This is a genomic window from Planococcus sp. 11815, assembly GCF_051096385.1.
Lineage (GTDB): Bacteria > Bacillota > Bacilli > Bacillales_A > Planococcaceae > Planococcus > Planococcus citreus.
The window spans coordinates 1,506,944-1,528,522 of sequence record NZ_CP096991.1; the positions used below are offsets into that span (position 1 = coordinate 1,506,944).

Annotated in this window: 21 protein-coding genes; 19 read left to right on the top strand and 2 right to left on the bottom strand. The window is 49.9% G+C overall.

Going from position 1 to position 21,579, the window contains the following annotated elements:
• The first annotated feature begins 39 nt into the window (after nucleotides 1–39).
• From M1Q06_RS07675 to recO, 6 genes are read left to right on the top strand one after another with little or no spacing between them, the layout of a single operon-like run.
• Entirely contained in the window at nucleotides 40–2,169 is a 2,130-nt protein-coding gene (locus tag M1Q06_RS07675) for an HD family phosphohydrolase (protein WP_434402609.1), read from the top strand.
• 21 nt (nucleotides 2,170–2,190) lie between these two features.
• The gene (gene ybeY / locus M1Q06_RS07680) at nucleotides 2,191–2,673 is read left to right on the top strand and encodes an rRNA maturation RNase YbeY (RefSeq protein ID WP_434402611.1); all 483 of its coding nucleotides are present in this window, start codon (nucleotides 2,191–2,193) and stop codon (nucleotides 2,671–2,673) included.
• Nucleotides 2,660–3,013, top strand: coding sequence for a diacylglycerol kinase family protein (locus M1Q06_RS07685; RefSeq protein ID WP_121300288.1), 354 nt, complete (start codon nucleotides 2,660–2,662; stop codon nucleotides 3,011–3,013). The genes ybeY and M1Q06_RS07685 overlap by 14 nt, the downstream gene beginning before the upstream one ends.
• A 53-nt stretch (nucleotides 3,014–3,066) precedes the next feature.
• Nucleotides 3,067–3,477 carry a cytidine deaminase gene (locus tag M1Q06_RS07690; protein WP_058383646.1) on the top strand — a complete coding sequence of 137 codons (411 nt, stop codon included), beginning with the start codon at nucleotides 3,067–3,069 and terminating at the stop codon, nucleotides 3,475–3,477.
• Nucleotides 3,461–4,378, top strand: coding sequence for a GTPase Era (gene era / locus M1Q06_RS07695; protein WP_058380929.1), 918 nt, complete (start codon nucleotides 3,461–3,463; stop codon nucleotides 4,376–4,378). The genes M1Q06_RS07690 and era overlap by 17 nt, the downstream gene beginning before the upstream one ends.
• Nucleotides 4,379–4,390: 12 nt before the next feature.
• Nucleotides 4,391–5,176 (top strand): DNA repair protein RecO, encoded by a 786-nt coding sequence (gene recO / locus M1Q06_RS07700; RefSeq protein ID WP_121300017.1) that lies wholly within the window; start codon nucleotides 4,391–4,393, stop codon nucleotides 5,174–5,176.
• Nucleotides 5,177–5,198: 22 nt separating this feature from the next.
• Here the strand turns inward: recO and M1Q06_RS07705 are convergent, their stop codons facing one another.
• On the bottom strand, nucleotides 5,199–6,575 hold the full coding sequence (locus M1Q06_RS07705) for a glycine--tRNA ligase (protein WP_175578514.1): 1,377 nt from the start codon (nucleotides 6,573–6,575) through the stop codon (nucleotides 5,199–5,201).
• A gap of 311 nt (nucleotides 6,576–6,886) precedes the next feature.
• Here M1Q06_RS07705 and M1Q06_RS07710 point away from each other — a divergent pair, with 311 nt between their 5' ends.
• From M1Q06_RS07710 to M1Q06_RS07745, 8 genes are all read left to right on the top strand, one after another.
• On the top strand, nucleotides 6,887–7,525 hold the full coding sequence (locus M1Q06_RS07710) for a helix-turn-helix transcriptional regulator (protein ID WP_058380926.1): 639 nt from the start codon (nucleotides 6,887–6,889) through the stop codon (nucleotides 7,523–7,525).
• Between the two features lie 10 nt (nucleotides 7,526–7,535).
• Nucleotides 7,536–8,345 carry a pyruvate, water dikinase regulatory protein gene (locus M1Q06_RS07715; protein ID WP_121300015.1) on the top strand — a complete coding sequence of 270 codons (810 nt, stop codon included), beginning with the start codon at nucleotides 7,536–7,538 and terminating at the stop codon, nucleotides 8,343–8,345.
• Between the two features lie 224 nt (nucleotides 8,346–8,569).
• Nucleotides 8,570–10,375, top strand: coding sequence for a DNA primase (gene dnaG / locus M1Q06_RS07720; protein ID WP_121300013.1), 1,806 nt, complete (start codon nucleotides 8,570–8,572; stop codon nucleotides 10,373–10,375).
• A gap of 33 nt (nucleotides 10,376–10,408) precedes the next feature.
• The gene (rpoD, locus tag M1Q06_RS07725; protein WP_434402615.1) at nucleotides 10,409–11,563 is read left to right on the top strand and encodes an RNA polymerase sigma factor RpoD; all 1,155 of its coding nucleotides are present in this window, start codon (nucleotides 10,409–10,411) and stop codon (nucleotides 11,561–11,563) included.
• A 209-nt stretch (nucleotides 11,564–11,772) separates the two neighbouring features.
• Complete coding sequence (locus tag M1Q06_RS07730; protein WP_112232341.1) at nucleotides 11,773–12,912, top strand: acyl-CoA dehydrogenase; 1,140 nt, start codon at nucleotides 11,773–11,775, stop codon at nucleotides 12,910–12,912.
• 191 nt (nucleotides 12,913–13,103) lie between these two features.
• Nucleotides 13,104–13,493 carry a cytochrome c550 gene (cccA, locus tag M1Q06_RS07735; RefSeq protein ID WP_434402617.1) on the top strand — a complete coding sequence of 130 codons (390 nt, stop codon included), beginning with the start codon at nucleotides 13,104–13,106 and terminating at the stop codon, nucleotides 13,491–13,493.
• A 59-nt stretch (nucleotides 13,494–13,552) separates the two neighbouring features.
• On the top strand, nucleotides 13,553–14,266 hold the full coding sequence (locus M1Q06_RS07740; RefSeq protein WP_434402619.1) for a tRNA (adenine(22)-N(1))-methyltransferase: 714 nt from the start codon (nucleotides 13,553–13,555) through the stop codon (nucleotides 14,264–14,266).
• Nucleotides 14,253–15,365, top strand: a complete 1,113-nt coding sequence (locus M1Q06_RS07745; RefSeq protein WP_434402621.1) for a Nif3-like dinuclear metal center hexameric protein — start codon at nucleotides 14,253–14,255, stop codon at nucleotides 15,363–15,365. Before M1Q06_RS07740 ends, M1Q06_RS07745 begins: the two co-directional genes overlap by 14 nt.
• A gap of 282 nt (nucleotides 15,366–15,647) precedes the next feature.
• Here M1Q06_RS07745 and M1Q06_RS07750 read toward each other — a convergent pair whose 3' ends face one another.
• Nucleotides 15,648–16,628: a 4-hydroxy-3-methylbut-2-enyl diphosphate reductase gene (locus M1Q06_RS07750; RefSeq protein ID WP_058380918.1), complete on the bottom strand. Its 981-nt coding sequence runs from the start codon at nucleotides 16,626–16,628 to the stop codon at nucleotides 15,648–15,650.
• Between the two features lie 131 nt (nucleotides 16,629–16,759).
• Between M1Q06_RS07750 and M1Q06_RS07755 the strand changes: the two genes are divergently transcribed.
• The 5 genes from M1Q06_RS07755 to M1Q06_RS07775 all read left to right on the top strand — a co-directional run bounded on the left by M1Q06_RS07755 (nucleotide 16,760) and on the right by M1Q06_RS07775 (nucleotide 21,254).
• On the top strand, nucleotides 16,760–18,055 hold the full coding sequence (locus M1Q06_RS07755; RefSeq protein ID WP_404337541.1) for a DEAD/DEAH box helicase: 1,296 nt from the start codon (nucleotides 16,760–16,762) through the stop codon (nucleotides 18,053–18,055).
• A 12-nt stretch (nucleotides 18,056–18,067) separates the two neighbouring features.
• Complete coding sequence (locus M1Q06_RS07760) at nucleotides 18,068–18,970, top strand: deoxyribonuclease IV (RefSeq protein ID WP_434402624.1); 903 nt, start codon at nucleotides 18,068–18,070, stop codon at nucleotides 18,968–18,970.
• 256 nt (nucleotides 18,971–19,226) lie between these two features.
• Complete coding sequence (locus M1Q06_RS07765; RefSeq protein ID WP_434402626.1) at nucleotides 19,227–20,000, top strand: metal ABC transporter ATP-binding protein; 774 nt, start codon at nucleotides 19,227–19,229, stop codon at nucleotides 19,998–20,000.
• Complete coding sequence (locus tag M1Q06_RS07770) at nucleotides 19,993–20,847, top strand: metal ABC transporter permease (RefSeq protein WP_058380914.1); 855 nt, start codon at nucleotides 19,993–19,995, stop codon at nucleotides 20,845–20,847. The genes M1Q06_RS07765 and M1Q06_RS07770 overlap by 8 nt, the downstream gene beginning before the upstream one ends.
• Nucleotides 20,844–21,254, top strand: coding sequence for a Fur family transcriptional regulator (locus M1Q06_RS07775; RefSeq protein WP_434402628.1), 411 nt, complete (start codon nucleotides 20,844–20,846; stop codon nucleotides 21,252–21,254). The genes M1Q06_RS07770 and M1Q06_RS07775 overlap by 4 nt, the downstream gene beginning before the upstream one ends.
• The last annotated feature ends 325 nt before the right edge of the window (nucleotides 21,255–21,579 follow it).

The following is a 21,579-nucleotide window of genomic DNA, read 5'->3' on the forward strand; positions in this document are numbered from 1 at the left end:
GGTATTGGTATGATGAAAGAAGAATAGTGAGGTGGTCAAATGGCGGGATGGATCAGGCGCATTTATTTGCGGTTCGGGGCTCCTGTAGTCTTGATCGGCATCAGTTTCATGACAGCGCTGCTCATGTTTGGATTCTTATACGATACGATGTCAACCGATACATATGAAGTGGAATTATTCCAATTGTCCGAGGAAACGATACGGGCAGCAAAGACCGTCGAAGACCCGGTAAGGACTGAGCTTGAACGCGAGCGGGCCGCAGCAGAAGTGCAGCCGAGTTACCGGTATATCGAAGAAATCGCCGATAATCAAGCGGCGGTTGTCGATTCGCTGTTCGGCTATGTGCTTGAAGCAAAGCGCGCCACTGAAACAGGTGGAGAGGATGAACCCGACCCTCTCAGTTCAGATGAAGCGTTAAGCAGCCTTCGCGAATCGATCCGCTTGCTTGAACAAAATGAAAACGGGCTTCGCTTGACGGATGACATGCTGTTATCACTGCTTGCTTTGGAAGAGGATGTGCTTATGCGCGTCGAACGTGAAGTGCGCAACCAAGTGTTGGCAGTTCTGCAGGATCCGCTCCGCGAAGCTGGGCTGACGCAAGCACGCAATTCGGCCGAACAGGAAATCCGCGGGGAAGACCAGGTGCCTGCTTCTGCAATTCCGGCGGCAGCAGCCATTGCCAGAGCCAATATTGTCCCGAATGAACTTATCAATGAAGAATTGACGGAACAGCAGAAAGATCAAGCGCGGGCTAGCGTTGAACCGACACGCATCTTGCAGGGCCAAGTGCTCATCCAGGAAGGCCAATTGATTGATCGTGAAGTTTACCGGCAGCTTGAACTTGCGGGAATGACCGAGCAACAGTCGAATTATCGTCCAGCTCTTGCCTTGAGTCTGTTTGTACTGATTGCAGCCGGCTTGTTACTGCTGGTGTTGCAGAGTGCAAAAGTCGAAGGCGTTAAAAAAGCCATCCGGCTGACGATTGTTTTTGTCGTCTTCGCATTGTCTCTTGCTATTATGAAGCTGCTCGAGATCATCAGCGGCAATTTCGGGGTAGTCATTGACTTTATCTACCCGACAGCATTGGCTGGCATTTTGGTGCGTCTATTAATCGATGAACGCACAGCAGTCTATGTGACGATTTTGCTCAGCGCCAGTGCAGGAATGATGTTGCAAAGCGGCTATGCCGGCGTTTTTCAGATGGATTCTGCTTTGTATGTGTTGTTTGGCGGTTTGACGGGGATATACTTAATACGCAATGGGCATAGAAGCATTCGCATCCTGCCGATCAGCTTGGCAGTCGGCGGCGTCCATTTGCTGTATGTGGCATTTTACCTGCTCATGAACCAAAGCCAGTATACTGTGGAAGAAATTGCTTTTTACGTAGCAGCGGCGCTCGCAGCCGGTCTATTGTCAGGGACGCTTGCGACCGGTTTATTGCCGCTGTTTGAAGTGGCATTCGGCATTCTGTCAACGATGAAGCTGCTCGAGCTGTCGAACCCCAATCATCCGTTGCTCAAGAAGATTTTGACCGAGACGCCTGGCACTTACCATCATAGCGTCATGGTGGCAAATCTTTCGGATGCGGCGTGCGAGGCGATTGGGGCGAATGGCTTGCTTGCGCGAGTCGGCTGTTATTATCACGATATCGGCAAGACCATCAACCCTCAGTTTTTCATCGAAAATCAATCCCATGGCAACCCGCATGACCATCTTAGTCCGGAACAAAGCCGCGACATCATCCTTGCTCACGGAAAAGACGGGGCGGCAATTTTGCGCAAGCAGAAAATGCCGAAAGAATTGATCGATATCGCAGAGCAACATCATGGCACGACGTTATTGAAATTCTTCTATTATAAAGCAAAAGAGCAAAACGAAGAGCTTCCTGAGGAACAATACCGCTACACGGGGCCGAAACCGCAGAGCCGGGAAATTGCCATCATCATGGTCGCCGACAGCCTGGAAGCGGCGGTGCGGTCGATGCAATCACCGAGTACAGAAAAAATTCGCAAGATGGTTGATTCCATCACAGAAGATAAATTGAAAGATGGACAGTTTGACGAATGTGATATAACGTTAAAAGAACTGAAACGGGTCAAGAGCGTCATGTGCGAAACCTTGAACGGGATCTTCCATTCGAGGATCGCCTATCCCGATGATAAAAAATAATGTATTGGAGGAGGGAAAGCGATGCTGACGATCGATTTCATAGATGAAACGGAACAATTGGACGACAAGGCGCTGGCCTTTGTGAACAAGGTATTGGAGCATGCGGCACAGCATGAGGAAACAGGAGAAGCGGAAGTATCGATTACATTCACGGACGATGAATCGATCCGTGTGATCAACCGGGATTACCGGGAAAAAGACCAGGCGACGGATGTCATCTCCTTTTCGATGGAAGAGCAAGGAGAAGATGAAGTGGCCATTATTGGTGAAACCGGCCCGCGCTTGCTCGGGGATATCATCATTTCGGTAGAGCGCACAAAAGTCCAGGCAGAGGAATACGGGCATAGCTTCGAACGCGAACTCGGCTTTTTGGCAGTGCACGGATTTCTGCATCTGCTCGGCTACGACCATATGAATGAACAAGATGAAAAGAAAATGTTTGGCAGACAGGAAGAAATTTTATCTTCACTTGGCGTTACGCGTGATGCGCATGAAGCTGAGTAGGTTTCTCTCCTCATTCCGTTTTGCTGCGCAAGGGATTGGCACCTCCATAAAACGGGAACAGAATATGAAAGTGCATGCGCTCTCGGCAGTGATTGTCTTGATCGCCGCAATCTGGACTGGCCTCGACCGCACGGAGTGGATGCTGGTGATTGTATTGATCGGCGGCATGCTGGCGCTTGAACTGGTCAATTCCGCCTTGGAGCGGACCGTCGACCTTGTCACCGCAGAGCGGCATCCCTTGGCGAAGCAAGCGAAAGACATGGCGGCAGGAGCCGTTTTGGTATTTGCTGTGACAAGTGCTATAATCGGTTTGCTGATCTTTTTGCCTAAATGGTTTTAAACATCGTCCGGCAGCTCGATGCTGCTGTGATCATAGAAAAGTGAGTGATGAAAATGGACAAACAACAATTAATGGAGCAAGCAATCTCGGCGCGCGGCAATGCCTACGTGCCGTATTCGAAATTCCCGGTAGGGGCAGCGCTATTATCTAAGGACGGTACAGTCTATACTGGATGCAATATCGAAAACGCCGGCTATTCCCTGACCAATTGCGCAGAACGCACCGCGGTATTCAAGGCGGTATCGGAAGGCGTCAAGCAGTTCGAGGCATTGGCAGTAGCTGCCGATACTAAGGGGCCGGTCGCGCCGTGCGGGGCATGCCGCCAAGTGCTGGTGGAATTTTGTGCGCCGGATATGCCGGTTTATTTAACGAATCTAGAAGGAGCGGTGTCTGAGACGACCATCGCAGAATTGCTTCCGGGCGCCTTCACAACGGGGGATTTAGACTATGCATCAAGGAAATAACGGATATAAATCAGGATTCATCTCCATCATCGGCCGCCCGAATGTCGGGAAATCGACGTTCTTGAACCGTGTGGTCGGGCAAAAAATCGCCATCATGAGCGATAAACCTCAGACGACGCGCAATAAAGTACAAGGCGTCGTAACGAACGAAAACAGCCAAATGGTCTTCATCGATACGCCGGGGATCAATGAGCCGAAGCATAAGCTTGGGGATTTCATGCTGAAAGTCGCAAAAAACACATTCCGTGAAGTGGACGTGCTGCTATTTGTCGTCAGTGCAGCGGACCGCATCGGCAAACAGGACCGTTACGTGCTCGACATGTTAAAAGGAATCGATGTGCCGGTATTTTTGGTGCTCAATAAAATCGACCAAGTGCATCCGGACAACCTGCCAAAAATCGTAGAATCCTACCGCAATGAATTCGATTTCGCTGAAGCGATTCCGATCTCCGCCTTGCAGGGCAATAATGTCGAGAACCTGCTCGCGAAAATCGAAGAGCGCTTGCCGGAAGGGCCGCAATACTATCCATCCGACCAAGTGACCGACCACCCGGAGCGTTTCATCATTTCAGAATTGATCCGCGAGAAAGCCTTGCATTTGACGCGCGAGGAAATCCCGCATTCAATCGCCGTTGTCATCGATAAAATTGCCAAAGACGAAGAAAACGAAAACATGATTCGGGTCCAGGCGACGATCATGGTCGAACGCGATTCCCAAAAAGGCATTGTCATTGGCAAAAAAGGCGTGCTTTTGAAAGAAATTGGCACGCGTGCGCGTAAAGATATCGAAAACTTGCTCGGCACGAAAGTATATTTGGAGCTTTGGGTCAAAGTCCAAAAAGATTGGCGCAATAAAGCAATGCATCTCCGTGATTTCGGTTTCAGAGACGACGAATACTAAGGAGCCTGGCTCATGCAGAACCAACTCGAAGCCATTGTTATCCGTACACGTCCCTATGGGGAAAATAATAAAATCGTCACTTTGTTCACAAAAGAAGCAGGGAAGATCACATGCATGGCGCGCGGGGCTAAAAAGCCCGCAAGCCGCCTGGCGGCCATCACTCAGCCGTTCACACATGGCGTTTTTTCGATCTATAAAGGCCGCGGCATGGGTACTTTGCAGGCAGGCGACCAATTGGAATCGCTGCGCTATATCCGCGAAGATATCATGGCCACTGCCTATGCGAGCTATGTCACAGAACTGATCGACCGCCTCACAGAGCAAGATGAGCCGCAGCCCGCCATTTACGATATGCTGTATCAGGCGCTGCATGCCATTGCGGACGGCTATGACCCGGAAGCGATCACCTTGTTTGTCGAATGGAAAATGCTGCGCGTGGCGGGGCTTACCCCGACTTTGCATGAATGCGCCAATTGCGGGGCGACGGAAGGGGAATTCGCATTCTCGTTCCAGGAACTCGGCTTTTTGTGCCACCGCTGCTTCCATCTCGACCGCTACATCATCCGCTTGAGCCCAGCACTCGTGAAATTGATCCGCACGTTTTATTTCGTGCCGATCGAACGGGTCGGGGCATTGACCTTGAAAAAAGAGTCGAAAACCTTGCTCAAGCAAATCGTCCGGACCATTTACGAAGAACAGGCGGGCATCCGGCTGAAGTCGCGTTCGTTTCTCGAGCAGCTCGAACGGACGCCGGAATTTTTCCCGGAACCGAAAAAAGACATCCCAGAAGGCGATTAGCCTCGGGATGTCTTTTTTTTTTTTAGAATTGGATATGCTGTTCGATATACGCTTGTACGTCTTTGATCGGCATGCGGACTTGTTCCATGGAATCGCGGTGGCGCACGGTTACTTCACCGTCTTCGACCGAATCGAAATCATAAGTGATGCAGAACGGCGTACCGATTTCATCCTGGCGGCGGTAGCGTTTCCCGATGGATTGGGATTCGTCGTAATCGACCATGAAATGTTTCGCAAGATCTGCGAATACTTCCGTCGCGCCTTCGGAAAGTTTTTTCGACAAAGGCAATACAGCAGCCTTGTATGGCGCAAGTGCCGGGTGGAACTTCAGCACAGTACGTGTATCATCATTGTCCAAGCTTTCTTCCTCGAATGCATCGACAAGGAAAGCAAGTGTCACGCGGTCAGCCCCGAGGGATGGCTCGATGCAATACGGCACGTAGCGTTCGTTGGTTTGCGGGTCGATGTAATTGAAGTCTTCGCCGGAATATTCCATGTGGCGCTTCAAATCGAAATCGGTGCGGTCAGCGATGCCCCATAGTTCGCCCCAGCCGAACGGGAATTTGTACTCGATGTCGACAGTGGCATTCGAGTAATGGGACAACTCATCAGCGTCGTGCTCGCGCAAGCGCATATTGTCTTCGCCCATGTTCAGCTCAAGCAGCCAGTTTTTGCAGAAGTCGCGCCAATACGCATACCATTCAAGGTCTTCACCTGGTTTACAGAAGAATTCCAGCTCCATTTGCTCGAACTCACGCGTGCGGAACGTGAAGTTCCCCGGTGTGATTTCGTTACGGAAACTCTTGCCGATCTGCGCAATCCCGAACGGCATTTTCTTGCGCATCGAGCGTTGGACATTTTTATAGTTGACGAAGATCCCTTGTGCCGTTTCCGGGCGCAAATACACTTCGTTGGTCGATGATTCAGTGACGCCTTGGAATGTCTTGAACATCAAGTTGAACTGGCGGATCTCGGTGAAATCAGCTTTGCCGCAAGTCGGGCACGTGATTTCATGTTCGTCGATCAATTCCTTCATGCGCTCGAATGACAGACCGTCAACGATCAGTTCGATGCCTTTTTCATCCAATGCATTTTCGATCAGCTTATCGGCACGGTGACGCGATTTACAGGCTTTACAATCGATCATCGGGTCGTTGAAGTTACCGAGGTGGCCGGATGCTTCCCATGTTTTCGGGTTCATCAGGATGGCAGCATCCAATCCGACGTTGTGGACGGATTCCTGGACGAATTTCTTCCACCATGCTTTTTTGATATTGTTCTTCAGCTCGACGCCGAGTGGGCCATAATCCCACGTATTGGCGAGCCCGCCGTAAATCTCAGAGCCCGGGAAGACGAATCCCCGGTGTTTGGCTAACGATACTACTTTTTCCATTGACATCTTCATTACCTCCATAAAATAAAAAAATCGCACACGCCACGGACAAATGTCCGAGGACGAGTACGTTACCCGCGGTTCCACCTCGATTGGCTGAAAGTCCAGCCCGCTCGCATTACCTATGGCTCCGGATTGCCGTTTCCCGCTTTGCAGGCTTTCACCATCCCTGCTCGCTTCATGCGCGGTACTTATCGATCCTTCATTGCCATTATTTGATTCCCGATTATTGTATCATGGCAATCTTTTCTTCGCAATATGGTATGTAATAGTATATAATAATTGGTATTGAGTATAACATATTTGAATTTGAGGCGGTGAGTCCAATCGAACTCAATAAGCGGCAAGAGGAAATTTTACAGATCGTCAAAGGCAATGGCCCGATTACAGGCGAGCAGATCGCAGACCGTCTGAATTTGACGCGCGCCACGCTTCGGCCGGATTTGGCTATTTTGACGATGGCAGGCTTTTTAGATGCCAGGCCGCGTGTCGGTTATTTTTATTCGGGCAAGAAACCGGGCCAGGATATTACCGATACGATGAACAATATGAAAGTGAAGGATTTTCAGTCGATCCCTGTCGTAGTCAGGGATGATGTCAGCGTATACGATGCCATCAGCCAGATGTTTCTGGATGACGTCGGGACGCTTTTTGTTGTGGATAAAAAATCCTGCCTCGCAGGTGTCCTGTCGCGCAAAGATCTATTGCGCACCAGCCTCGGCAATCAGGATTTGAATGCAATTCCTGTACATATCATCATGACGCGCATGCCGAACATCACCTATTGTTTGCGCAATGATTCACTCATACAGGCTGCAAACCGGCTGATCAACCAGCAAATCGACGCATTGCCGGTCGTCGAAGAACAACCGGAAGGGTATAAGGTCGTCGGCAGGTTGACAAAGACCAATATTACGCGGGCATTTTTATCCCTTTCGGAAAACCATGAACTGTGAGGTGCAGAATATGAGTTTATTGCGTGTTTTTATACTCTCCGATTCGGTAGGCGAAACTGGAGAGCTCGTCGCGAAAGCGGCCATCAGCCAATACTTGAATACAGAACAAAATGCCGTCTTGAAGCGGTTCCCATATATCGATTCCATCGAACACTTGCAGGAGATCATCAAACTGGCGGAAGGGCAGCGGGCAGTGATTGTCTATACGCTCGTCTCGAAGGAGCTGCGCCATTTCGTCGAACGCGAAACGGCGCGCCACGGCATCAAAGCGATCGATTTGATGGGCCCATTGCTCGATGCGCTTGAAGAGGAGCTGCATTCGGCACCGATCGGCGAAGCCGGGCTGGTGCGCAAGCTCGACGATGATTATTTCAAGAAAGTCGAAGCGATCGAATTTGCGGTCAAATACGACGATGGGCGCGACCCGCGCGGCATCTTGCTTGCGGATATCGTCTTGGTAGGAGTGTCGAGAACATCGAAAACCCCATTATCGCAATATTTGGCCCATAAACGGCTGAAAGTCGCCAATGTGCCGCTAGTGCCTGAAGTGGACCCGCCGGATGAACTGTTCGACGTGGATCCGAAAAAATGCTTCGGCTTGGTCATTTCACCAGAGAAGCTGAACAATATCCGCAAAGAGCGTTTGATTGCGCTCGGATTGAACGATGATGCCAATTATGCGAAATTGGACCGCATCCATGAAGAAATCGTCCATTTCCGCAAAGTGGTCGACCGCATCGGCTGTGAGACGCTAGACGTCACCAACCGCGCCGTTGAAGAAACTGCGAATTTAATTCTCGGTAAACTCCAGAAACAATAAGAGGATTCCGCCTATTAGGGCGGTTTTTCTTATGCTTGTATAATAGAAAGACCGTTTTTCTACGCCTTTCTATGGATTTTTACAAAAAAACGTTTTATAATGAAGAATTGTGGCTAAAGCTTAGTAACAACATGATGAGCTTTCCCATCTTTTTGTCGAAATTTGAAGGATTTTAATGGATTTCAACGAATAAAGTAAAGTAAGCAAATAAAGATGGTGATAAGGTGTCCAATCGAATTCCTGAAGAAGTGATCGAAGAAATCCGTTCCAAAGCGGATATTGTGGACGTCGTGGGCGAATATGTCCAATTGACGAAAAGAGGCCGCAATTGGTTTGGCCTCTGTCCTTTCCACGGGGAAAGCACACCGTCCTTTTCAGTGACGGCCGATAAGCAGATTTTCCATTGCTTCGGCTGCGGGGCTGGCGGCAACGCCATCACTTTCTTGATGGATATCGAAAACATCAGCTTCCAGGAAGCGCTGGTCAAACTCGGTGAGCGCTCTGGAATCGAAATCGATGTCCAGCCAGGAGAAGGCAAAGGGGCAGCTCAGGCAAGAAATGACGACCCGCTCATTTTGATGCATGAATTCGCTGCAGATATGTACCATCACATTTTGCTGAACACAGAAGAAGGGCAAGCAGCTCTTGACTATTTGGAGAATCGGGGATTCACCCAGGAGATCATCGAAAAATACCGGATCGGCTGGGCGCTTCCTGAATGGAACTATATGGAAGTCGCGTTGCGCAGAAAAGGGTACGACGATGAACAATTGGAAGCGAGCGGGCTGGCCATCAAGCGTGAGAAATCCGATGGCTGGTTCGACCGTTTCCGTGGCAGGATCATGTTTCCGATCATGAACGAAAACGGCAAGGCCATTGCGTTTTCGGGAAGGGTGCTTGAGCAGTCGAAGCAGGAAGCGAAATACATGAACAGCCCAGAATCACCGATTTTCCAAAAAAGCCAAGTTCTCTATAATGTCCATCTGGCTCGAGGCGCCATCCGGAAAAACCGGAAAATCGTCCTGTTCGAAGGATTTATGGATGTCATTGCTGCTGGAAAAGCTGGCATCGACAACGCGCTTGCGACGATGGGGACATCGCTGACATCGCAGCATATCCGCCAAATGAAGCGTTTTGCGCAGGAAGTGGTCGTTTGCTTTGACGGTGATGATGCCGGATGGGAAGCGGCTAAACGGGCGGCGGTGCCGCTTGAGGAAGCGAATTTCAAAGTCGGGATTGCGGTGCTGCCGAATGGCATGGACCCCGATGACTATGTCCGCCAAAACGGCGCCGATGCTTTTCGGGAGAACGTCATCGAAAAGCCGCAAACCTTTATCGCTTTCGCGATGATGCATGCGCGCCGCCATAAGAACTTTCAATATGAAAACGATCTCCTTCAATATATCCAAGAGGTGCTCCAGCTATTGGCCGGTAAATCCTCACCTGTTGAAAGGGATTTGTATATTAAGCAGCTGTCGGCCGAAACAAAGCTTTCAGAAGAAGCCATATTGCAGCAGTACAGGCGCTTAGAAACACGCAGCATCGAACGCAGCCGGCCAAAAGCTGCTGAATCGGTCCAGGCAGCCCCCAAAAGGGAGCAAAAGAAAATCACGTCGCTGCACCGCGCAGAACGTTTGCTGTTCGCACACGCGCTCGCAGACCCGGCCGTGATGGAGAAGCTGGCCCGTGAAGTGGAAACCATTCCGTTCATCAGTGAAGAATACCAAGCGCTTTATGTCCAGCTGCTCGGTTTTTACGAGGAATGGGAAAAAGCGGATTTCCATAAGTTCTTGGAAACCCTAACGGATCAGGAACTCCGGAAGTTAGTGATGGAGACGGCCTTGGCCGAGAGAGATCCCGAACACCCGGAAGAAGAGATCGAAGATTGCCTGAAGCACTTGAACAAGCACCGTATCGAGCAACAAATCAATTTAAAAATCCAGCAATCAAAAGAAGCGGAAAAACAGCATGATTTGAAGCGCGCTTTGCTTCTAGCACAAGAAGTGATTGCTTTACGGAAATCATTGTAGATTATTCCGGTTTTTTCTAAAGGAGGAAGTTGTATGGCTGAGAAATCTGAACGCCAAACAGAAGTCGTAACAAACAGCATCCCGATGCCTGCTGAAGGCCCGGAAGCAAGTGTAGAAGACGCGAAAAAGCAATTGATCGAACAAGGGAAAAAAACCGGAGAATTGAACTACGAACAGATTGCCGATAAATTGGCTATTTTTGAAATGGAATCGGACCAAGTAGAGGAATTCATTGATCAATTGGAAGGGCACGGCATCGAACTTGAACGCAAGAGCGATGATGAAGAACATTTGGACCGTCTCATGAAACCGACCGAAGAGAAGTTCGACTTGAACGACTTGAGCGTACCGCCAGGCGTCAAGATCAACGACCCGGTCCGCATGTACTTGAAAGAGATCGGGCGCGTCGACTTATTGAAGGCCGAAGAAGAAGTACGTCTTGCAAAACTCATCGAACAAGGCGACGAAGAAGCGAAAAAACGCCTTGCGGAAGCCAACTTGCGTCTCGTCGTCTCAATCGCGAAACGCTATGTAGGCCGCGGCATGCTGTTCCTGGATTTGATCCAGGAAGGGAATATGGGGCTTATCAAAGCAGTCGAGAAATTCGACTACTCGAAAGGCTTCAAATTCAGTACCTACGCAACGTGGTGGATCCGCCAAGCCATTACGCGCGCCATCGCCGACCAGGCGCGGACCATCCGCATCCCGGTCCATATGGTCGAAACGATCAACAAACTGATCCGCGTACAGCGCCAGCTGTTGCAAGACCTTGGACGCGAACCTTCACCGGAAGAAATCGGCGAAGAGATGGATCTATTGCCTGAGAAAGTGCGTGAAATCCTGAAGATCGCCCAAGAACCGGTATCGCTTGAAACACCGATCGGTGAAGAAGACGATTCGCATTTGGGAGATTTCATCGAAGATTCCGATGCACAGTCGCCATCTGACCATGCAGCTTATGAATTGCTGAAAGAGCAGTTGGAAGATGTGCTCGACACATTGACTGACAGAGAAGAAAATGTATTGCGCCTGCGTTTCGGCCTGGATGACGGCCGCACGCGGACACTCGAAGAAGTCGGCAAAGTATTCGGCGTGACGCGCGAGCGCATCCGCCAAATCGAAGCGAAAGCACTTCGCAAACTGCGCCATCCATCGCGCAGCAAGCGCTTGAAAGATTTCTTGGAATAAACTGAATGAATCCTTCCGGGTCAAAAGCCTGGAAGGATTTTTTTATGTTCAATAAAATCGCGATAGCGGCGTAGCCCTTGGTGAACAAGTATGTTTTCCATCCGCACAAAGGCATATTGGAATAACTTTCCGTTATGCCTTGCTTGTGTCGGAATTTTAGCTATATAATGAATATTGTAAGCGTATTCATAGCAAAGGGGATGTAAGATATGAATTTCGATTTGACACAAGAACAGCAAATGATCAAGAAGACGATGCGAGAATTCGCCGATAAAGTAGTGGCACCAGGTGCCGTCGACCGAGACCGCACGAAAGAATTTCCGAAAGAAGCATTCAAGCAGCTGTCCGACATGGGGATGATGGGCTTGCCGTTTGATGAAGCTTATGGCGGCGCCGGGGCAGACACCACAAGCTTTGCGATCGTCACGGAAGAGTTGAGCCGTGTCTGTGCTTCGACAGGCATCACGTATTCTGCCCATATTTCATTAGGTGGCGCTCCGCTCAGCTTATTCGGGACGGAAGAGCAGAAACAGAAATACTTGACGCCGATCTGTACGGGTGAATCGTTCGGCGCATTTGGGCTGACGGAACCGAATGCCGGTTCGGATGCTGGGGGGACGGAAACCCGAGCAGTGGAAGACGGGGACGATTGGGTCATCAATGGATCGAAAGTATATATTACGAACGCGAGCCACGCGAAGCATTTGGCGATCACGGCCATCACCGGAATGAACGACGGCAAAAAGGAAATCAGCGCCATCATCGTCCCGACAGATGCAGAAGGTTTCACCATCATCGATAATTACGAAAAGATGGGCTTGAACGCATCGAATACGACTGAATTGGTGCTCGAGAACGTCCGTGTGCCAAAGGAAAACCTGCTCGGCAAACGCGGCGAAGGTTTCAAGCAATTCCTCGTGACGCTTGACGGCGGGCGTATCGGCATTGCGGCGATGGCAGTCGGGATCGCACAAGGCGCGTTCAACAAAGCGCTCGCTTATGCGAAAGAACGCAAGCAGTTCGGCAAGCCTTTATCGGAATTCCAAGTGACGCAATTCAAGCTCGCTGATATGGCGATGAAAATCGAACTCGCGCGCAATATGGTCTACAAGGCGGCATGGCTGAAAGACCAAGGGCGCCCGTTCACGAAAGAAGCGTCCATGGCCAAATTGTATGCCTCCGAAATGGCGATGGAAGTGGCTGACGAAGCGATCCAGATCCACGGGGGGTATGGCTATATGAAGGAATACGAGGTCGAGCGCTATATGCGCGACGCCAAGCTCCTGGAGATCGGCGAAGGGACATCCGAAGTGCAGCGCATGGTTATTTCACGTCTGGTCGGCTGCTGATTGCTTTGCAAAACCGTGAAACTTTGACTGCCTGTTTATTGCCGTCAACAGAATCCTTCGAATTTACCGATTTTGTCACAATACGGCAATTATTATCCGTTATGGCTTTTCGTTTACTGGATAATACAGTACAATAATGAATGATACTTATACTATCATCAAGCAGAACACAGTAGAAGGAGGGGTAACGGATGCAAAAGAATGCAATTGTACCTTATATCTTAATCATGGCTTTCGGTATTGGCCTGATTTTCTTCCTGTCATTGGAAGGAGTCGGCAACGAAGCTGAAATCGCTGAAGAACAAGCGGCTGAAGAAGGCGGAGAAGAAGCGGCTGAAGGCGAAGGCGGAGAAGAAGCAGCTAGCGGCGACTTCGACCCTGAATCCCATGCACAGTCAAGCTGTGTTTCTTGCCACGGTTCAAGCTATGAAGGCGGAGTTGGCCCATCATTGGTAGCCACAGAACTTTCACAAGAAGAAATCGAAGAGATTCTGATCAACGGTAAAGGCTCAATGCCACCGGGTACGGTTCCAGAAGAAAACGTATCAGCAATGGCTGAGTGGGTACTGTCACTCGAATAGCATCAAAAACCCTTAGTTCTTCCGGAGCTAAGGGTTTTTTGTCAATTAGGAGGAACTTTATGAACGCGCAGCAATTATCAGTTCGATTAATGAAAGTGGCGGAATATGTCCAGGCAGGAGCTGTAGTGGCGGACATCGGCTCGGATCATGCCTATTTGCCATGCTACCTTCTCCATAACGGCACCGCCAGCCGTGCAGTGGCCGGTGAAATCGTCAAAGGCCCATATGAATCGGCGAAAAAGCAAGTGCGCGAAGAAGGGCTGGAAAGCAAGATCACTGTCCGTCTGGCGCCAGGCCTTGAAGCGGTCGAACCGGCAGACGGCATCTCGGCGGTGACCATCGCCGGGATGGGCGGTTCACTTATTGCTTCCATCCTGGAAGAAGGAAAAGGCCGGCTGCAAGGCGTGGAGCGTTTGATCCTCCAGCCCAATGTCCATGCCAAAGCGATCCGGCAATGGGCAGCCCAAAACGGCTGGCATATTGCCGCAGAGGATATCCTGAAGGAAAAAGACAAGATCTACGAGATCCTCGTGCTGGAACCCGGTGCTGAAGAAGTGCAGCTGGATGCGAAGCAATTATTGTTCGGCCCGGAACTATTAAAACAGCAAACGGATATTTTTAAGGAAAAATGGCAACGCGAGGCGACACAATGGAGAGCGATCGCCGAACGCTTGGAGAACGCACAACAAACCGAAGACATTCGTACGAGAAGAGAGCAATTGCTCGAGAAAATCGCATTGATGGAAGAGGTGTTCGCGGATGAAAATTCCTAACGGCCAACAGATCATTGAAGAATTCGAGAAATGGTCGCCGAAATATCTGGCGATGGAAGGAGATCCGATTGGGCTGCATGTCGGCACCTTGAATAAAAAGGTTGAACGCGTGCTCGTGACGCTCGACGTCGATGAGGCGGTGGCGGATGAAGCGATCGAAAAAGGTGCAGGGCTCATCATTGCGCATCATCCCCCGATTTTCCGGCCCTTGAAAAATCTCCAGACAGATTTTCCTCATGGCCAATTGATGGAAAAATTGATCAAAAATGATATTGCGGTATATGCAGCACACACAAATCTCGATGTTGCGTGGGGCGGCGTCAATGACCTGTTGGCGGATGCGCTTGGATTGAGCGACACGGAAGTATTGGTGAAAACCTATGAAGCGGAGCTCGTGAAGATTGCGGTATTCGTGCCTGAAAGCCATGAAGACCAAGTGAGAAAAGCGTTTGGCGAAGCGGGTGCCGGAGCAATCGGCGATTACGAATATTGCAGCTATACCTTGTATGGCACTGGGCGCTTCCGGCCAAATGCTTCAGCCGATCCGTATATTGGGGAAGCAGGGAAAATGGAAGAGACAGCGGAATCGAAAATTGAAGTCGTTGTCAGGAAAGCCGAAAAAGACCGCGTAATCCGTGCGATGATGGCAGCCCACCCTTATGAGGAACCGGCATATGACGTGTTCACCTTGGAAAACAAAGAGCTGCCGATGGGGCTTGGCCGCATCGGGCGCTTGAAAGAAAAGATGAACTTGGATACGTTTGCGGAGCATGTGAAAACAAGTTTGGATGTGCCGTTTGTCCGTGTCGTCGGAACTGGCGATGAAACGATCAAAAAAGTGGCGGTGCTTGGCGGCGACGGCAATAAATACATCCAGCAGGCAAAACGCGCGGGAGCGGATGTCTACTTAACGGGTGATCTTTATTTCCACGTCGCGCAAGATGCACAAGCAATCGGCTTGCCGGTAATCGACCCTGGGCATCATGTCGAGAAAGTGATGATCCAGGGAGTCGTAGACCATATGACGGAAAAAGGCGCAAACTGGCAATGCGAATTCCTGCCGTCTGAAGTAAATACAGAGCCGTTTCGCTTAAAGTGAAGATATAAAAAAGAGTGTTAAAGAAGTCTATAATCCGCCATAAATGAAAAAGGAGATACGATTTCTACATTCAAAAATCAATGTGCTATCTGAGTATTTGGAGAAGCGTTCGTTCGACTCCTGTGGGACTAGCGGGTTTGAGAGACCCCGCAGGAACGAAGTGACGAGGAGGCTCGATTCCCGCCCCATGGAAAGCGAGCGATAAGCTTCGGAAAATACGGTTTCCTGAGTTTCTCGACAGCCTGAAAAAAGAGGCCCCATTCAGGGCCTCTTTTTTACGTGTTATTCATTCACCGGATAGGGTTCGATGCGGTCCGATGGTTTCGGATGCTTGATCTTCGGCAAGATTTTATTAAGTGGTACGGAACGCTCGAGTGTGTGCGTTTCCGGATCTTCCGGATCGTATTGATCCAAGAACTTCATCACTTCTTTGACAATCGGTGTAGGCGTTGAGGCGCCAGCGGTCAAGGCGACCGTTTCGATGCCTTCCAGCCATTCCAATTTCAATTCAGACAAATCAGAGATGCGGTAAGCCGGCGTGCCTGCGATATCTTGTGAAACTTGCGCCAGGCGGTTGGAGTTATTGCTCATCGGGTCGCCGATAACCAATAAAAGATCGGTATCCCCGGCTTGTTCCGCGACGGCTTCCTGGCGAACTTGTGTAGCAAGACAGATCTCTTTATGCACTTCTGCCTGCGGGAAACGTTCTTTCAAGCGTTCCATCAAATGGACAACATCCCATTGGCTCATCGTCGTTTGGTTGGTGATGATGATTTTGTCTTCATTCAACTCTAGGGCATTGACGTCTTCGAGCTTTTCAACCAAATGGACTAGGTCCGGAGCGACGCCGATTGCGCCTTCCGGTTCCGGGTGGCCGCTCTTGCCGATGTAGATGATATGGTAGCCTTCTGCCGTTTTCTCACGGATCAAGTCATGCGTCACGGTAACATCCGGGCAAGTGGCGTCGATCGAAACGAGCCCTTTTCTTCTGGCCAGTTCGCGCACTTGTGGGGATACGCCGTGTGCTGTAAAGATGACGGTACCAGTTTCAACCTTCTCCAAAATTTCTAGGCGGTTGGTGCCATCAAGGGTGATGATGCCATCTTGTTCAAATGCATCCGTCACATGTTTATTGTGGACAATCATGCCCAGTATATAAATCGGGCGCGGCAAGGTTTCATCCATGGCTGCATTTTTCGCGATGACCATGGCGTCCACTACCCCGTAGCAATAGCCTCTTGGCGATATCTTTTTTACTTTCATTATCAAACCGCACTCCTTTCAACATCATGACTTCATTATAACGGAGACGCCGTCTCTTTACAAAAGATGCATCGCTAAGGAGAGCCATTTTATGCTATAATAGCTAGAGCTTAAGGAGGGAACTATATCCCATGACAAAATTCAACGAATACCGTCTCAAGCCATTTTTGCTTGAAGCGGTCGAAAAACTCGGTTTCACAGAACCGACAGCTATCCAAAAGGAAATGATTCCACAAATCATGAGTGGAAACAGTGCCATTGGCCAGTCCCATACAGGTACAGGCAAGACCCATAGTTTTATCATCCCGATCGTCGAACGCATAGATGTTTCGAAACAGGAAGTCCAAGCAGTAATCGCTGCACCGACGCGAGAACTTGGGACGCAAATTTTCAACGAAATCCAGAAATTGATTGGCGATTCCGGCATCGAAGTGAAATCGTTCATCGGCGGAACGGATAAACAGCGTTCGATCAATAAATTGAAAACGCAGCCGCATATCGTTATCGGGACACCAGGACGCTTGAAAGACCTCGTCAACGAAAATGCGTTGCTCGTCCATACCGCTAAGATCTTAGTCGTCGATGAGGCTGACTTGGCATTCGATATGGGCTTTATCGAAGAGATCGACCAAGTCGCAGGGAAAATGCGCGACGATCTGGAAATGTACGTATTTTCTGCCACGATTCCAGAGAAACTCAAGCCGTTCTTGAAGAAATACATGGCCAACCCGGCTCATATCAAAATTGGCGACAAACGCCCGACGGCTGAAGGGCTGGACTTTTATTTAGTGCCAGTGCGCAGCAAGAAAAAAGTCGAGCGTTTACAGGAAATAATGAAAATCATCAATCCCTACCTTGCGATCATTTTTGTCAACACGCGCACCAATGCCGACTATATCGCTGAAGAATTATCGAAAAGCGGCATCCGCGTAGGGAAGATCCATGGCGATCTGGCACCGCGCGAGCGCGTCAAGATGATGAAGCAAGTACGTGATCTGGAGTATCAATACATCGTAGCGACAGACCTTGCCGCACGCGGAATCGATATCCAAGGCGTCAGCCATGTCATCAACTACGAATTGCCGGAAGACCTGGAATTCTTCATCCACCGCGTCGGGCGGACAGCGCGTGCGGGCCTTAAAGGCGTCGCCATCACCTTGTTCAGCCCGGAAGATGAAGATGCCATTGTCCGCGTCGAGAAGATGGGGATCCCGTTCCAGCAAAAAGATATCGTCAAAGGCGAATTTGTCGATATGAAAGAGCGCCACGGCCGTAAAAAACGTGTGCGCACGGAGAATGAGGCCGATACTAAGGCGAAATCAATGGTCCACAAACCGAAAAGCGTAAAACCGATGTACAAGAAGAAAATGAAATGGAAAATGGACGAAATCAAAAAAGCGGAACGACGCAAAAACCGCAAAAAGTAAGGGGTTTTGTAAATGCTATTAGGATCGCATGTCTCGATGAGCGGCAAGAAGATGCTTCTCGGCGCGAGCGAGGAAGCCGCTTCCTACGGCTCTACGACTTTCATGATTTATACAGGTGCACCGCAAAATACGCGCCGCAAACCGATCGAAGAACTAAATATCGAGGCGGGACGGGCGCATATGGCGGAGAATGGCTTGTCGAATATCATTGTCCACGCACCTTATATCATCAATATTGCCAACACGACCAAACCTGCAACGTTCGAACTCGGCGTTGAGTTCTTGCAGTCGGAAATCGAACGCACGGCAGCACTTGGGGCGGAGCAAATCGTCTTGCATCCCGGTGCGCATGTTGGCGCGGGGGTGGAAGCCGGCACACAGAAAATCATCGAAGGCTTGAACGAAGTGCTGACGCAGGATTTTCCAGTTAATATCGCCCTTGAGACGATGGCTGGAAAAGGCAGTGAAATTGGCCGCAATTTCGAGGAGTTGGCAGCGATTATCAACGGCGTGACGCATAACGAGCGCTTGTCGGTATGTTTCGATACATGCCACGTCCACGATGCCGGATACGACATCAAAGAAGATTTCGACGGTGTGCTGGCGGAATTCGACCGCATCATCGGAATCGACCGATTGCAAGTACTGCACATCAACGACAGCAAGAATGTGCGCGGGGCAGGGAAAGACCGCCACGAAAACATCGGCTTCGGCGAAATCGGTTTTGATGCACTCAATTCGATTGTCCACCATAAACAATTGATGCATGTGCCGAAAATACTCGAGACTCCATATGTCGGACTGGATGCGAAAAAGAAAAAAGCGCCATATGCATACGAAATCGACATGTTCAAAAACGGCATCTTTGCGCCTGATGACATCGAAAAGATGAAATTGCCGATCGAATCACAATAACGATGGGAAAAGGCTGATCCGAAAAGTCATGAAACATGGCATTTCGGACAGCCTTTTTTCTATTTGAAAGCAAGGGCAGACGCCAGTAAACAATAGCTGCGCAAGATCATGCATTATGTGTCTTTACGATTTGCAATCTTCCGACCCAACTTATCAAAGCTTTATTTAAAAGCCCAAACGGTTTACAGGAGCGTGCAACTGCTCTATACTTTCTATAGTAAATCGTAATCATTCTTATTGGAAAAGGGGCGTCCCTATGGCAGCGCCATTGATCAACATTAAAGAAGTTAGCTATGAATATGAACAAACGAAAGCATTGGACCACATATCGATGACGGTGGAGGAAGGCGATTTCCTGGCGATACTCGGCCCGAACGGATCGGGGAAATCGACTTTATTGAAAATCATGCTCGGGCTCATCCGGCCATCCGAAGGCAGCGTGGAATTGTTCGGCATTGATTCGAGGCAATTCAAACACCGCGAATGGATCGGTTATGTGTCGCAAAAATCGAATTCATTCAACTCAGCTTTTCCGGCCACTGTGCAGGAAGTGGTGGCAGGGGGCCTGGCGAAAAAGGCCGGGCTGTTCCATAAATTGCCGAAAAACACATCACAGCGAGTCGAAGAAGCGCTCGATGCGGTCGGCATGAAATCATTTAAAAACCGCAGCATCAGTGAGCTATCGGGGGGCCAGCAGCAGCGCGTCTTTATCGCACGCGCGCTCGTCGCCAAGCCGAAAGTGCTTATACTCGATGAGCCGACAGTCGGCATCGATGTCCAGAATGTCCAAGCTTTCTACGACATGCTCGCTGCGCTCAATCGGGAACGTAATATTACGCTGGTGCTCGTGACGCACGACGTCGATACGGTGACCGATCGCATCTCGCACGTCGCATGCTTGAACCAGACCATCCATTTCCACGGCTTTAAAGACCAATTGCATATGATGAGCGATGAGAAGCGCGAAGCGTGGTATGGCCATTCCGTCCGGAAAATCCATCATACGGAAGGAAGCCATACGCATGCTTGACGCCATACTGTCCTATGAATTTCTGCAAAACGCATTCGCATCCGGCTTGATCATCGGCGTCATTGCGCCGCTGCTCGGCGTCTTCATCGTCGTGAGAAGGCTGTCGCTGATCGCAGATGCCTTGAGCCATGTGACGCTTGCCGGCATTGCCGGAAGCCTTTATCTAAGCCAAAGTGTCGGGGCACTGGCGTTACTGAACCCGCTGTATCTCGGGATCGCCTCGTCGGTGATGGGCTCGATGCTCATCGAGCGGCTGCGCAGTGTCTATAAGCATTACGAAGAACTGGCCATCCCGATCATCCTTTCCGCAGGCATTGGCTTCGGGGCCATTTTCATTTCCCTGGCGGAAGGATTTTCGAGCGATTTGTTCGGCTACCTCTTCGGCACGGTCTCAGCCGTCAGCCGGCAGGATTTATTTATCGTCGCAGGAATCGCCGTGATCGTGTTGGCGTTTATCCGTATCTTCTTCAAGGAATTATTTGTCTTGTCCTTCGACGATGAATACGCACGGGCATCCGGCCTGCCTGCAAAATGGATCCACTTCCTGTTCATGATCGTCACGGCCTTAGTCATTGCCGGTTCGATGCGCATCGTCGGCATACTTCTCGTGTCATCACTGATGACCATCCCGGTAGCGACGGCAATGCGCGTCGCCAAAAGCTTCAAGCAAACCATCTGGCTATCGATCCTATTCGGTGAAATATCGGTCCTGACCGGGCTGGTCGCTGCGTTTTACTTCGATTTAGCGCCAGGCGGCACGATTGTCGTCACATCCATTGCCATTTTGCTGGTCATTCTGGCTTATCGAAAAATCTCGTTATCTAAGAAAAGGGGGGCAGCCGCATGAATTTACAAAAAGCGTGGGGCATCCTGAAAGAAAACGGTTTTAAAGAAACGACAAAACGCAATCAGATCCTGGAAATTTTCGAAGGGGACGAACGCTATCTGACCGCCCGTGATATTTTGGATGTCATGCAAAAAGACTATCCAAGCATGAGCTACGATACCGTTTATCGCAACTTGGCGACCTTTGTATCGCTCGATATTTTGGAGGCGACCGAGTTGTCCGGTGAAAAGCATTTCCGCATGCATTGCGAAAGCGACCATCACCACCATCATTTCATCTGCATGGATTGCGGCAAGATCAAGGAAATTCCGCTATGCCCGATGGACTTGTTGGGGGCGGCGTTACCGGCCTATGAAATCGACAATCATAAATTCGAAATCTACGGGAAATGCCCGGACTGTAAATAAACGTTAGTAATGAAAAGGGCCTGACAGCTAATGCTGCCAGGCCCTTCGGTCGTCGAGAAAGTTAAAAAGTCGTATTTTCCGAAGCTTATCGCTCGCTTTCCGTGGGGCGGGAATCGAGCCTCCTCACCCGCTATCGCGGTCTGCGGGGTCTCTCAAACCCGCTAATCCCACAGGAGTCGAGCGAACGCTTCTCCAAATACTGAGACAATTCGTTGATTTTTCATTGCGGAATAGTGTCACACTCTTTTCATTTATAGAGGATTATAGCCTTCGTCAAGACTCTAAGGGCCTGACAGCTAATGCTGCCAGGCCTTTTTGTCTACTG